We start from the raw sequence: 13347 nt of genomic DNA on the forward strand, positions 1-13347 counted from the left end.
ATAATCGAAAAACTACAAACTCATTACAAGGCAGCCGAGCATAGATAGTACAAATAGTACATCGAGCGAGGCTAACGCCGTAATGGTTTAGCAGTTATTTGATTATTAAGCCAACATGCCACCATCAAGGGTAAAGGCATGACCATTCATAAAGCTACTTTCATCACTCGCCAGCCACGCAATCGCACCCGCTACTTCACCAACGTCACCCAATCGGCGCATTGGGCTGGCTTTGATGGTTGCTTGTTGGGCGCGCTCATCCATATTTGCCATAGTATTACGCACCATCGGCGTATCGATAAAGCTTGGGCAAACGGCGTTAAAGCGGATATTGACACGCGCATACTCGTGAGCGGCAGACTTGGTCAGCCCCATAACGCCATGCTTGGCCGCGCTATAGGCGGATAATAGCGGCGCAGAACGCAAACCAGCAATGGAGGCCACATTAATCACTTGACCGCCGCCGTTGGTCGCCATACAAGTGACAGCAGCGCGCATACAATGCCAGACGCCTTTTAGATTAACCGCGATATTACGATCAAAATCCTCATCGCTTAGCTCGTGCATCGGTGCTGGCTTATGGTCAATACCGGCGTTATTTATCACCACATCAAGACCACCAAGCGTTTCCATAGTAAAAGCAAATAGCGCACGCACTTCATCGCCACTGGTGACATCGACCTTTTTGAAGACGATGCTATTGCCCGCGTCTTGCCCTTGCTGAGCAACGGCTGCGCCCATCTCTTCTGCCAAATCGCCAATGACGACTTTCGCACCGCGACTGGCGAGCAGTAGCGCGCTGGCAGCGCCAATGCCAGACGCGCCGCCGGTGATTAAAATACGTTTACCAGTGACGTCTGATGCAATTCCATTTGTATTCAATGTCATGATTTATCCCTCTACTTTAAGTACCAGCTTGCCGAAGTTTTCACCTTTAAACAGCATCATCAAGGTATCTGGGAAGGTCTCGATACCCTCGACAATATGGTCTTTTACTTTAATGTCACCTGACCCAATCCAGCCTGCAATGTCTTTCATCGCTATCGGGTATTCTTTGATATTATCAAAGACGACGATGCCTTCCATACGCGCACGATTGACCAACAGTGACAGATAATTTGATGGTCCTTTGACCTCTGTGGTGTTGTTATATTGGCTAATCGCCCCGCAAATGACGATACGCGCATGCAGATTAATTTGCGTGAGGACGTCATTTAAAATGTCGCCGCCGACATTGTCAAAGAAGACATCGACGCCATCTGGACAGGCCTGTTTTAAGCCTTTTTTCACATTTTCATTTTTATAATCTACCGCCGCATCAAAGCCCAGCTCATCGACCAAAAATTTACACTTCTTAGCACCACCAGCGATACCGACGACGCGGCAGCCTTTGAGTTTGGCGATTTGCCCAACCAAGCCGCCGACCGCGCCGGCAGCACCAGAGACGACGACAGTCTCGCCCGCCTTTGGTTGACCCGTTTTTAATAAGCCAAAGTAGCCCGTCATACCTGGCATACCGAGCACGCCCAAGTAATAAGACAATGGCGCAAGGTTTGGATCGACTTTATGTAGTCCAGTACCGTCACTGATGGCATAGGACTGCACGCCGTTATGACCTGCGACATAATCGCCAACAGCAAACTTCTCATGCTTACTCTCGATGACTTTACCCACGGTACCCGCGCGCATCACCTCACCAATCTGTACCGGTGCGATATAAGATTTTGCATCATTCAACCAGCCACGCATTGCCGGATCCATCGAGATATACTCAATTTTTATCAACAGCTCACCATCTAAGATAGGCGGCAGTTCTGTTTCGGTATATTCCCACGTATCCGCGTTTGGTGCGCCCACAGGTCTTGCTTTTAAGCGCCACTGCTTATTAATCTGCTTATTATCAGCTGTCATCATTTACTCCTTTAAATGTTATAAAAAGTCATTGGTATCGTTTACTCGCTTGCTATGCGCTTGGCATACCAGAAGCTTCGAAAAAATTATCCCAACATCACGTTAGTCGTCTTATTTGAAAACTTTTTACTTGAAAACTTTATAAACAGTCGCTTAAAACCATTCTGCTTGCATATTGGTACAGACCGCATTGTCGTTATTTAACAGCTCGATATCGCGGTTGATAAGTGGCAATTCCCAATCGATAAAGTATTTGGCTGCTTGTATCTTTCCGTGGTAGAAATTCTGCTGCTCAACATCTTGCGTCGTACTTAGTAGTTGCTCAGCTTTGCTAGCTTGACGAATCCAAATCCAACTCACCACAATAGTCGCAAAAACATTCATCAAGGCTTGCGCGTTACCCGTCAGTGTGATGGCTTTTTCCGTTTGTAGAACTTTGCTTAAATGTACGAGCACTTCATGCAAATGCCCCATATAAGGCGTCAGTTTACCCGCAAGTTTCGCAGTTTCTGGTGTTCTGATATTTTCTAAATCTTGGGTGATTTCACGTTTTAAGATTTGGATACCCAGACCGCCTTTTTGCCATAACTTACGCAATGACAAATCTAACGCTTGCACGCCATTTGTGCCTTCATGAATGGGGTTTAAACGATTGTCACGCCAAAACTGCTCGGCTTGATATTCACGCGTATAGCCTGCGCCGCCCAATACTTGAATGCCTAAATCATTGGCTTTTGGACCATATTCAGACGGCCATGCTTTGAGCACTGGTGTGAGTAAATCTAGTAGTTCTGATAGCTCGTTTTTGAGCGTGGCGTCTTCACAGGTGTTGATACGGTCAATGAGATTGGAGCCATATAGACAGAGTGAAATACCGCCCTCGCTATAGGCTTTTTGTGCAAGCAGCATACGTTTGACATCACCATGATTGATGATAGCTGTCGCCGCATCTTCAGGTTTATTATTGGGCGCGATTCTGCCTTGGGTTCTGTCTTTGGCATAATCGAGCGAGTACTGATAACCGCGATAGCCAATCATCGCCGCACCAAAGCCGACGGCAATGCGCGCTTCATTCATCATTTTAAACATATAACGCAGGCCAAAATGCTCATCCCCTATCAGATAGCCGTGACAATAACCTGCGTCACCAAAACTTAACGCCGTAGAAGTCGCACCGCGATAGCCAAGCTTATGAATCAGTCCAGTTAAATGCACATCGTTACGTTCGCCGACTGACAAATCGTCATTGAGTCGATACTTGGGTACGGCAAATAGCGAGATACCTTTGACGCCAGCGGGGCCACCCGGCACTTTGGCTAATACCAAATGCACGATATTGTCAGACAATTCATGATCACCTGCTGAGATATAAATCTTACTGCCTTTGATACGATAGCTGCCGTCATCTTGTTTGACAGCCGTGGTTTTGATATCGGCAAGCGATGAACCCGCATGTGGCTCGGTTAATGCCATGGTGCCGGTAAACTCACCCGTCAGCATTCGCGGCATAAAGGCATTTTTAATCTTATCACTGGCGAAATGAGAAATGACATTAATCGCCGCCGTGGTCAAAAATGGATAAGCCGTCGTTGAGGGGTTGGCTGCCATAAAATAGCCTGCCACCGCCGTCATCACGGTCTCAGGCAGTTGCATGCCGCCGTCTTCAAAACTGTAACGACCGGCGATAAAGCCTGACTCACGAAAGGCATCAAAAGCAACCTTTACGTCGTCTATCATGCTGACTTTTTTGCCATCAAACTGTGGTTCGTTTTTATCCGCCACGTGATTGTGCGGCAAAAACAAATCAGTGGCAATTTTATTAGCGGTACCCAATACCGCGTCAAAGGTTTCGCGGCTGTGTTCTGCAAACTTAGGGCGTTTGGTTAAGGTTTCTGCGTTCAGTACATCATATAATTGGAACGGTAATTCAAAGTCGTTGATAAGTGTATCTGCTGCCATAGTGTCCTCGCTGGCTCATTAAATTTGTTGATGACTTGATAGTAATCTAATTTAACGCCTTACCGTATTGTCATTTATGACATAATTATGGTCAAATAAGACAAAAACGATAGGCAAATTTAGGAAAAACTGCTAATAAACTGACATTTTAAATACGTCTTTTCATAGGAAAATAAGCGCTTATGCCCTACTTTAAACCCTTTAAGGTCATCATCGTTGGCTTTGATGGCGTGCTTGGCAGCGCTTTGACAGGCGCATTAGATTTATTTTCGTTTACCGGAGTGAGTTGGCAGCGGTTTTTGGATGAAGAAGTAGAACCAAGGTTTAACGTACAAATTGCCAGTCTTGGCGGCGTTGATATCAGATGTAGCAACCGCTTAATCATGCAAGCGCATGGCGATATTCAGGAAGTCACAGAGTGCGACTTACTATTAATTCCAACCATTGGCGATTCCATTGATAAAGTCTTGAGCCAAAATAACGCTCTAATTCCGCATTTGCAGCGACTGGCGAATACCAAAGCCGATATCGCTAGTAACTGTAGCGGCGCGTTCTTTTTAGCAAAAGCAGGCTTACTCGATGGCAAAGTCGCGACCACTCATTGGGGTTATGCCAATAAGTTTAAGGCGGATTTTCCACTGGTGGATTTACAAGAAAACCAGTTTGTCACTCAATCAAAAAGCCAGTCAAAAGAACAATCGGGCAATATATTCTGTGCGGCAGGCGGTAGCGCCTTTTATGACTTGGGATTATTGTTAATCGAGCGTTATTGCGGGCGAGAGATTTCTACCCAAGTGGCAAAAACTCAGATTATTGATAGTAAACGCGGTAATCAAAACAGCTATACCAACGTGACTTTGCATAAACCGCATGCAGACCAGCTGGTTCAGCAAGTACAAGAATTTATAGAGGAAAATTTTAGGCAAGTGATACAGGTGAGCCATTTGGCCGCCATGGTCAATGTCACCCCGCGCACCTTAAACAGACGCTTTCAAGCTGCCGTCACCATGCGCCCGATTGAATATATTCAAGCAGTGCGTATTGAGCAGGCAAAGCGCTTACTGGAATTGGGCGATGTGACGATAAAATCGCTCGCCTGCCAAGTCGGCTATGATGATATCTCATCATTTACTAGGCTGTTTAAACGCGCCACCGAGCTAACCCCGAAAGAATATCAGGATAAATTTTCACGACTGGCGATTTAGACCTTTATTTTATTATATTTTTAACCACTAAATATTCTGCCACAAGCCTTCGACATGAATGGCATCTGCTTTAATCGTTGGGTAATCACTAAACGTCAATTGATAACCGCCAGCAGTATTGGCACTAATCTGACACCTCGCGCCAAGTGGAAAGCTGTGCTTTTTGCCAATATGACCAAAACGCATGCCGCTATAAATCGGCAATCCTGTCAGCTGATGCAATTGACGAATCACAGTAGCGACATCATAACGCTTATCATAGCTGTCCTCACCACTACCCGATAACGCACCGAATACAATCGCCTGCTGACCTTTAAACACCCCTGCCAAATACAAATCATAAAGCATGCGCTCGATACGGTAAGCTTGCTCGCCGACGTCTTCTAAAAACACAATACCGCCGTCAATACGCGGTAAGTACGCACTACCTGCCAGCGCTGATACCACGCTTAGATTACCGCCCCACATAGTGCCAGTTAGCGTTTTAGGATCAGCAGTTGCTAAAATACTGGGTAGATTAGGACTGGTGAGTGACGCATCTTGTATATCGATAGTCAGATTGGGAGTGGTTAATGCTTCTACAAACGCTCGGCAGCTAACCTCATCAGGTTTAATTTTACCAAACTCGCTATAGAGCATCGGTGCCGCAAGCGAGCTCATACCACCTTTTGCCAACAGCGCACACTGAATCGCCGTCACATCGCTAAACCCTGCCAGTATCGTGCCGCGCTCCTTCATAATACGTCCAAGCATCGACCAGTCCACCATCGGCAATAGGCGCATAGCACCGTAGCCACCGCGTACCCCAAGCAATAATTGGGGGGCGGCAATGGCACCAGTGGCGATGTTTTGCAAATCACTGGCGCGCTGCGAGTCCGTACCCGCAAAACGCAAATACTGCCGCTCGGTAATGGCAGGGTTATCTACCTGAAAACCCGCGCAGGCCAAGCGCTCTAAAGCCCGCGCATTACGCTCCTGGCTACCTCCGACGTTGGAGCTGGCAAACAGCCGCGTCTCAATACTTGGTGTGATGCAAAGACGATTTGCCGGCAAGCTCTCAGCCATTGTTTTTTCAGCAGCACGCTCCACAGCCGTTGGCAGATCATCTTTGGTCAGCGGCTGGTGGCTCTCTGGCGGGTTCGCCTGTACAGATGAGTGCGCCACGGCGCGCGTGACAAGTAGCCCTGCCCCTGCATAGAGGCTAGCTTGACGCAGGAACTGACGACGATTGAGGGCGGAGGATATCTTGGTCATAATGCTACCTTTATTGTCATCGATGACGACTTTATTCAGCAATACTTTATTTCGTAATAGTTTATTAGACCTCTTGCAAAAGTCATAAGCCAAGCTCGAAATTAACAATACTGGCGAATAGCTTCATTCTAAGATCGTAGCGCTGACGACGGTTACGATATTTATGAGCCACGATTTTGAACCGTTTGATTAAGCCTATTTTGTGTTCAACCATAATGCGAAACTTAGCGAGATACTAGACCTCTTGCAAAAGTCATAGTCTAAGCTCGGAATTAATGATACCAGCAAACAGCTTCATTCTAAGATCATAGCGCTGACGACGGTTGCGATATTTATGAGCCACGATTTTGAACCGTTTGATTAAGCCTATTTTGTGCTCAACCACAATACGGAACTTAGCGAGATAGTGATTGGCCTGTTTGCATATCTCCAATAACTGACCACCACGAGGTTTCTTAAATGGTGTGAAAGTTTGGTTATGTAGCTTTGCTAACCCTTGATAACCACTGTCTGCTAGATAGTTAGTATTTTCAGGTAACCAATCAGGACAAGTATCTTTATACAGCTTAAAATCGTGGATTGACCCTTTACAGGTTTGCACATCAAGTATCAAACCAGTTTGCCAATGAACGATAACCTGCGCTTTTAAGGTATGTTGTTTTTTCTTACCGCTGTAGTAGTCTCTTTGGTTTTTTTTGGACGCTCAATAGGGGTTTCGGTGGCATCGACAATGACGACTGACCAATTGATGTCCTCATCGACACGACTAGGCAGCTTTTTAGGTAATTCAAACTTACCTGAATCGATAAGTACGTCTTCTACTTTACGAATGATACGGCTAGCAGAAGACTCATGAATACCAAAGTCCATACTGATATGATAAAGCGTGCGGTATTCACGCCAATAAGTCAGGGCTAGTAGTATCTGCTCCTTAAGACTGAGCACACTTGGTCTACCTGATTTGGTCTTAGATGCTTCATGCTTTTGCATGGCCTCAAGCATGTCATAAAAAGTGGCTTTATGAATGCCAGTGTAGCGTTTAAAACCAGCGTCACTTTGTTTGAGTAGCTTATCTATGTTTGGCATATCTATTAAGTAAGTAGAGTTCAATAATATACGTTGTGTCTTACAATTACTTTTGCAAGAGGTCTATTAAACAGTTATTTTCTTATAACGCAGCTCAAAGCTGCCATTAGGTTACAATTGTTAGGTTATAGCCATCAGGTTCTGGCTAGCATCAAGGTTTTAGGCCACTTGACGTGGCATCTTCAGCTGCGCACACAGTCAACAAAATGATACAGAACCACTCATCGTCTTATTTGGATGACGTCATGACTCTTGCTATAGTAAAGGGTACGACAATAATAGATCAAAATACCATTAGCCAAAAACATCTACCCTAACATTCATATAAGGACTCTTAGTATGGCCGATAAAGAAAAAGACAATAAAAGCCTGATGGATAGTATAAAGCTCATCGTAGGCAAAGAAGACAAACTAAACGACCAACTCAAAAAAGACCAAGGCCTTGAAGGCTATGCCAAAGACTTATTGCTGCTGATGAGCCTAGTAAAAGACTACTATCAGGGCAATTATCGCAACATTCCTTATAAGACCATTTCAGCGGCGGCGGTTGGCTTGCTTTATGTCCTCAATCCCATCGACATCATTCCCGATTTTATCCCATTTATCGGTCATATCGATGACGCCTTGGTACTCAAGTTTTGTCTTAAAATGATAGACAAGGATTTAACGAAATACAAAAAATGGAAGGATGAACAAACGGCTTCTAAAAACGCTACTGAAGACAAATCTGCAGACACAGACAAGGGCTCAAAATCAACCTTTAAAAAGTCAGACACCAAAAAGTCAGACAAAGAACAATCCAGCAAAGATAAATAAATCACAACTACCAGTCATCATGGCTGATAGCTAGCATTTAATAAAATAGGGTCAATGTAAGCGTCATTGACCCTATTTTATTAAAGCGTGTTTTCATTTGAAAAATAGCGAAGATAATATTGAGATATTAGTCAGCTATTTGAATTTGACACCGTTCCTATCAATCTGGCACCCCATAATTGGCGTTTTCTGGATTTAGGCCAAATGAATACACAAAGGTCGCCACCAAGCTATTGACGATGATAAAAGGCAAATCAATGGCAATATGACCGAGCAAGTAGCGACCTATCAGCCAAGAAACCACCAACATCACGATAAAAAAACTGCCAAGATAGGCTAAAATGGTTGGGTGCTTGAGGTTATAAGGCTGCTCAGATTTGGGCTTTTTATCAAGTATATAGGTTCTGACCGCCCAACCAGCAGCATAAGAAAACCCGCCCAACACCACATAACTAAAAAAATTCATACGACCTGACTCAACTAACTATTCATAATAAAGATACATGATAATACAGCGACATGACGAGCACATTATTGAGAGGTTTGTAAGCGCCTCTATTAACCGTCGTCGCGTGCTTTTAACTGCCCAAAAGACCTCGTTAGAGGCTCTCCAAAGATCGGCTTATCGGCTCTCATTGACATTATCGATGATAATGTTGGCATGCGGATTGGCCAAAATATCTGTATTGACCTCATCACATGCCACCTGATAGATGGTATTGGCGCCGCGGTAAATATAGGACAGATACTCACTATCTAGCAGCGGATCGATGTTGGCATAAGCGGGTTTGGCATGTGCCAAGACCAGTACTCTATCAGGACGACCGATGACCGCATCGACATTATCAGGATCGATCGAAAAGAACTGCGGGACTTCACTGTTTTTGATGGCTTCTAATGGCTCAGGCGTGTCCCAAACGCGGCCACTGCTTGCTGGCTCTTTCATTTGCATGACCCACGCGCCCGCTTGTTGACTGATTTTTATTTGGGCAGGCTCATCATGACTGACGGTATAGCATCCCTCAAACACCGACAAATCTGCTGGCACTACCGCCGCCGTCTCATCTGACGTGTCGTTGTCGTTACACGCGGTCAAAAACATAGCGCTGCTTACGACAGTGGCAACCAGCAGCGGGGTAAATTTTTTACAAAGATTAGCTGAGCGTAATAGCATGAGGGCGTTATCCTGCATTTATGCGTGAGAGGCAAGGATTAAATAAAGGGGACAATACGTCTTATACCGTTATCCGGCGGTGGCGCGGCTTATTTTAACAGAAAACCAAAAAGATAGCCTAACCATCTAGGGCGTGTCCTCATTTTAAAAATGGCGATAAAAATGAGATAAATTGCCGCCAAACAAGGAAAATAGCGCAGATAATATCGAGATATTAGTCAGCTATTTGACACCGTTTGGCCAGATTTAGCCATTTTTAGCCCATTTAGATGGCTATCGATTGAATTGAGGACACGCCCTAATCTTCAGCAAAGATTTTGTGCCCCAGCACTGCCCATAATTACCCATAGTAAGCTGAGATTTGCTATACTCAGACCCAAAATACGCAGCGCAGTTTTGTACTAAAACGACCAAAACACGCGCTACGTTCTCTTTTTTTATTCTTACCGTTATCATTTATCAGGTTGCTCAGCTTTTATGTCAGACAGTCCGCATTCGATGCTTCATACCCATACCGACCACGCGGCCGATCCGCTCGCGGCCAAAGCAAACACGACGGTTGCCTATACCGATGGTGCGTGTAAGGGCAACCCTGGTGCTGGCGGTTGGGGGGCGCACCTGATATTTAGTGATGGCCGCACCCAAGACCTATATGGCGGCGAAGCACAAACCACCAACAATCGCATGGAGCTAATGGGCGCGATACAAGCCTTAACGCACAGCCCGCAAGCGCATACCCTTGAGATTTGGACAGACTCAAGCTATGTCAAAAACGGCATCACTGATTGGATCGCTGGCTGGAAAAAAAGAGGCTGGAAGACGGCGAGCAAAAAACCAGTCGCCAACCAAGATCTCTGGCAGCAGCTAGATGCGCTCTGTCAACAGCGCGATGTCGCTTGGCACTGGGTCAAAGGACATGCTGGACATGCTGGCAACGAAAAAGCCGACGAGCTGGCCAATCTGGGGGTGACCTCCAGCAGTGAGGTACAGGCAACAACTGAATTGCCTAAAAAAAAAGACTCCTTGACGGTTGAGGCAAGCCAGCGCCGCCATGACGATTGGCTAACCTTTGACCCCTTAGGGTTTGATATGATCGATGACGATACAGATGAGACGCCAGCGGACAGCTCGCAAAGCCAAGATACCCATAGCATCGCTGACCATCCAATCATCTCTAGCCACACTCAGCGACCAACAGAGCAAGCAACCATGACTGACGCCAACCCAAACATGCACATGCCAAATACTGACACCGCCTCAGTCAGCCAAGCTGACACACAAACAGCTAGCGCAGAAGAGATGCCCAAGTTTGATGGCGATACCAGTCGTGCTAGCCCTTACTTTAAGCCACTATTGCCAAAGCCTATCCATCGCCATGACTCTGATCGCCAGCTTATCATGGATACTGAGACCACAGGTCTTGACCCTCTAAAGGGCGACCGCATCATCGAAGTGGGTATCGTCGAGCTGGTCGGCCGTAAGTTTACGGGCGAAAAGCTCCACGTCTATATCAATCCACAGCGCGGGATGGACGAAGAAGTGATTCGTATTCACGGTATCTCTGAGGCGTTTTTGGCAGACAAGCCGACCTTTGACCAAGTCGCACAAGCACTGTATGATTTTATGGATGGCGCTGAGGTCATCGCGCATAACGCTACCTTTGATATCAATTTCTTGAGCATGGAGTTTGCCAAAGTTGGCTTGCACGACTTCGCCGAGCGCATACAGGTCACTGACTCTTTGGCGATGGCCAAGCAGCAATACCCAGGACAAAAGAACACGCTAGATGCGTTGGTGCGCCGCTTAGACGTCGGTAAGCAAGATCGTACTTTTCACGGGGCATTACTAGATTCGGAGATCTTGGCCGAGGTCTATCTGGCAATGACCGGTGGACAGGTCGCTCTCGCCATCGAAGAAGACACACAAACCGACGGCGGACAGACCGGTCATGCCCATTTTTCGGAGCTGGCAGATCTATTACTACAGTCGCCTATGGATGAGAGCGCAAGCCAGCACTGGTATGCGTCACTGGCAGAAGACTTCCCTGCCCTCAAAAACAATATGTAGCGGTCACTAAAACCACTTTCTAATCCGACATTTGTATAATATAGTCTTGATTATTATATTAAGCGTTAAAACATTACTAATAAATGCTTTTTCATTTAAACGCTTTGTTACTTCGCATTTGAACAATCGTTACTCTTACCAGTACGTTATGGAAACACACTTATGGATCAGTCTGCGCAAATGAAGTTAACCGCCCCAACGCTTAGTGTTACTGACTTTAACTTACCTTCACTGCATTTGTTGCATGATGAGATTGTCGTGACGCTCAAAGATACCGAGACCCATCTTAGCGAGTTTAATGATGACAATACTCAAGCGCCTTTATTGCTAGACTCCATCATCGTCCTAAAGCAGCTGTCTTGTATTTTTAAACTCATCTCTTTGGTTGGTGCTGAGGCGCTAAACACCGCCATCGTCAATGGTTTACAGCGCCTATACGACAACGGCGACAATAACGATGTCAATTTGATTATGGACTTGTCAGAGGCCATCATGACACTAGATCGTTATGTCGAGTTTGTCTTATTGACAGAGTCGATAGAGCCGACGCTATTGTTACCTGTGATCAATAAACTAAACGCGCATGGCCAGCACGCTCCTATCACCGCTGACTACTTTTCAGCCTTTGGTAGTAGTAGCGTCATCATCGCCAATCCAGAAAAAAACTTCCAACCACTGCATGAGCTTGGCTTAAACAACGAGCTATTGACAGATGCTTATCGTAGCGGTCTTGGCGTTGCCTTATTAAACCAAGATGGTACTGTCAGTGCAGATGCGCAGCAAAAGCTCAATGCCATGAGCGCAGCCTGCGCGTTGATTGCCTCCAAGACCAGCAGTTTGTTTTGGCAAGCGGCCGCTGCGGCCACCACCGACATCGCGGCCATCCTACCGCTCACGTTAAGCCAAAAGCACACGCTGATTTATCTAGAGCAGCAATTCCAAAGCTATCTGCCTGTGATGGATACGCGTTTTGCTGATTTGGTCAGCTTTGCTTGTCAGCGCGATAACAAAGAAGCACAGCATCTGCGCGAGCAATATGCGCAAAACCGGCTAGAAGAGCCGCAACTTGAGCAGATGAGACGGTTTTTATTTGGTCCCAACCGCGCCCTTACTGATACGCTAAACACCATTATTCAGACGCAGATCAATACCATCAAAGAAGAGGTCGATAGCTACGCGCGCGGCGACTCTGTCAATAGCGCTGAGATGCAAACAGCCAAAATCATAGAAGACTTAGCGGCCTTGGGCTCAGCACTTCGTCTGCTTGGATTGTCAAATGCTGCCGACAGTTTGCGCGCCGCAGCCGAGGAGGTCGGCCGTTGGCAAGCGCCCTCGCCTGAGGACTTCGATCGTCTATTGCTGGCGCTCATGCATGCCGAAAACGCCACCATCGCCATGGCCGAGATGCACACACCAGGGGCGATTTACTTACCGCTAAATAACCCTCACATCTCTTTGCATCAGCTAAATACAGCCAATGATACCTTGATACAAGAAAGCCGTACGGCCATCGCCAATGCAGAGCAAGCCATCAATGATTATCTGGCCGAGCCTGAGCGCGATATGCTAAATATCCAAAACATCCCTGAGATGATGCGCCAAGTAGCCGGTGCTGTGCGCTTCTTACAGCTGCCGACCTCTGCTAGCATGCTCAGTCAATTGGCCAACTATATCGAGCAGCGTATCGAGCGTGGCAGACGCATCGAAGACGGTACGCTGGCATGTATTGCAGATGTCATCATGGCAATCGATCACCATTTAGATGGGTTTGAACATAACCGTCCTGTGAGTAAGCAAGCGCTTGATGTCGGACAGCAAAGCCTAAGCCAGCTGCTAGCAGCCTAGCCTAACCTAGTCAAGACAAGCTGGCTGCTA

At 46.4% G+C, this 13347-nt stretch carries 11 protein-coding genes and 1 pseudogene; 4 read left to right on the forward strand and 8 right to left on the reverse strand.

Features of this window, described 5'->3' with window-relative positions:
* Positions 1-105: 105 nt before the first annotated feature.
* The 3 genes from AADH33_RS08300 to AADH33_RS08310 all read right to left on the reverse strand — a co-directional run bounded on the left by AADH33_RS08300 (position 106) and on the right by AADH33_RS08310 (position 3870).
* Complete coding sequence (locus AADH33_RS08300; RefSeq protein WP_348548589.1) at positions 106-888, reverse strand: SDR family NAD(P)-dependent oxidoreductase; 783 nt, start codon at positions 886-888, stop codon at positions 106-108.
* 3 nt (positions 889-891) lie between these two features.
* The gene (locus tag AADH33_RS08305) at positions 892-1914 is read right to left on the reverse strand and encodes an NADP-dependent oxidoreductase (protein WP_348548590.1); all 1023 of its coding nucleotides are present in this window, start codon (positions 1912-1914) and stop codon (positions 892-894) included.
* 150 nt (positions 1915-2064) lie between these two features.
* Positions 2065-3870 carry an acyl-CoA dehydrogenase gene (locus AADH33_RS08310; RefSeq protein ID WP_348548591.1) on the reverse strand — a complete coding sequence of 602 codons (1806 nt, stop codon included), beginning with the start codon at positions 3868-3870 and terminating at the stop codon, positions 2065-2067.
* A gap of 182 nt (positions 3871-4052) precedes the next feature.
* On the opposite strand from AADH33_RS08310, the gene AADH33_RS08315 reads away from it, so the two are divergent.
* Positions 4053-5075, forward strand: coding sequence for a GlxA family transcriptional regulator (locus AADH33_RS08315; RefSeq protein WP_348548592.1), 1023 nt, complete (start codon positions 4053-4055; stop codon positions 5073-5075).
* Between the two features lie 27 nt (positions 5076-5102).
* Here the strand turns inward: AADH33_RS08315 and AADH33_RS08320 are convergent, their stop codons facing one another.
* The 3 genes and pseudogenes from AADH33_RS08320 to AADH33_RS08330 all read right to left on the reverse strand — a co-directional run bounded on the left by AADH33_RS08320 (position 5103) and on the right by AADH33_RS08330 (position 7415).
* On the reverse strand, positions 5103-6329 hold the full coding sequence (locus tag AADH33_RS08320) for an LD-carboxypeptidase (RefSeq protein ID WP_348548593.1): 1227 nt from the start codon (positions 6327-6329) through the stop codon (positions 5103-5105).
* Between the two features lie 253 nt (positions 6330-6582).
* Positions 6583-6966: pseudogene (locus AADH33_RS08325) on the reverse strand (transposase family protein); the annotation flags it as partial.
* Between the two features lie 8 nt (positions 6967-6974).
* The gene (locus AADH33_RS08330; protein WP_348548594.1) at positions 6975-7415 is read right to left on the reverse strand and encodes a transposase family protein; all 441 of its coding nucleotides are present in this window, start codon (positions 7413-7415) and stop codon (positions 6975-6977) included.
* A 339-nt stretch (positions 7416-7754) separates the two neighbouring features.
* On the opposite strand from AADH33_RS08330, the gene AADH33_RS08335 reads away from it, so the two are divergent.
* Positions 7755-8231, forward strand: a complete 477-nt coding sequence (locus AADH33_RS08335; RefSeq protein ID WP_348548595.1) for a YkvA family protein — start codon at positions 7755-7757, stop codon at positions 8229-8231.
* Between the two features lie 160 nt (positions 8232-8391).
* On the opposite strand, the gene AADH33_RS08340 is transcribed toward AADH33_RS08335, so the two are convergent.
* The gene (locus AADH33_RS08340) at positions 8392-8697 is read right to left on the reverse strand and encodes a hypothetical protein (protein WP_075101153.1); all 306 of its coding nucleotides are present in this window, start codon (positions 8695-8697) and stop codon (positions 8392-8394) included.
* Positions 8698-8853: 156 nt separating this feature from the next.
* Positions 8854-9405 (reverse strand): hypothetical protein, encoded by a 552-nt coding sequence (locus tag AADH33_RS08345; protein WP_075101152.1) that lies wholly within the window; start codon positions 9403-9405, stop codon positions 8854-8856.
* Positions 9406-9882: 477 nt separating this feature from the next.
* Between AADH33_RS08345 and dnaQ the strand changes: the two genes are divergently transcribed.
* Complete coding sequence (dnaQ, locus tag AADH33_RS08350) at positions 9883-11472, forward strand: DNA polymerase III subunit epsilon (protein ID WP_348548596.1); 1590 nt, start codon at positions 9883-9885, stop codon at positions 11470-11472.
* A gap of 162 nt (positions 11473-11634) precedes the next feature.
* Positions 11635-13317: a hypothetical protein gene (locus AADH33_RS08355; RefSeq protein ID WP_348548597.1), complete on the forward strand. Its 1683-nt coding sequence runs from the start codon at positions 11635-11637 to the stop codon at positions 13315-13317.
* Positions 13318-13347 lie beyond the last annotated feature (30 nt).

The organism is Psychrobacter sp. KFRI-CH2-11, assembly GCF_038239325.1.
Classification (GTDB): Bacteria; Pseudomonadota; Gammaproteobacteria; order Pseudomonadales; family Moraxellaceae; genus Psychrobacter; species Psychrobacter celer.

Coding starts and splice junctions, on each gene's coding strand:
- AADH33_RS08335 (WP_348548595.1), top strand. CDS start 7,755: ATGGCCGATAAAGAAAAAGACAATAAAAGCCTGATGGATAGTATAAAG.
- AADH33_RS08340 (WP_075101153.1), bottom strand. CDS start 8,697: ATGAATTTTTTTAGTTATGTGGTGTTGGGCGGGTTTTCTTATGCTGCT.
- dnaQ (WP_348548596.1), top strand. CDS start 9,883: ATGTCAGACAGTCCGCATTCGATGCTTCATACCCATACCGACCACGCG.
- AADH33_RS08320 (WP_348548593.1), bottom strand. CDS start 6,329: ATGACCAAGATATCCTCCGCCCTCAATCGTCGTCAGTTCCTGCGTCAA.
- AADH33_RS08300 (WP_348548589.1), bottom strand. CDS start 888: ATGACATTGAATACAAATGGAATTGCATCAGACGTCACTGGTAAACGT.
- AADH33_RS08355 (WP_348548597.1), top strand. CDS start 11,635: ATGGATCAGTCTGCGCAAATGAAGTTAACCGCCCCAACGCTTAGTGTT.
- AADH33_RS08315 (WP_348548592.1), top strand. CDS start 4,053: ATGCCCTACTTTAAACCCTTTAAGGTCATCATCGTTGGCTTTGATGGC.
- AADH33_RS08345 (WP_075101152.1), bottom strand. CDS start 9,405: ATGCTATTACGCTCAGCTAATCTTTGTAAAAAATTTACCCCGCTGCTG.
- AADH33_RS08310 (WP_348548591.1), bottom strand. CDS start 3,870: ATGGCAGCAGATACACTTATCAACGACTTTGAATTACCGTTCCAATTA.
- AADH33_RS08305 (WP_348548590.1), bottom strand. CDS start 1,914: ATGATGACAGCTGATAATAAGCAGATTAATAAGCAGTGGCGCTTAAAA.
- AADH33_RS08330 (WP_348548594.1), bottom strand. CDS start 7,415: ATGCCAAACATAGATAAGCTACTCAAACAAAGTGACGCTGGTTTTAAA.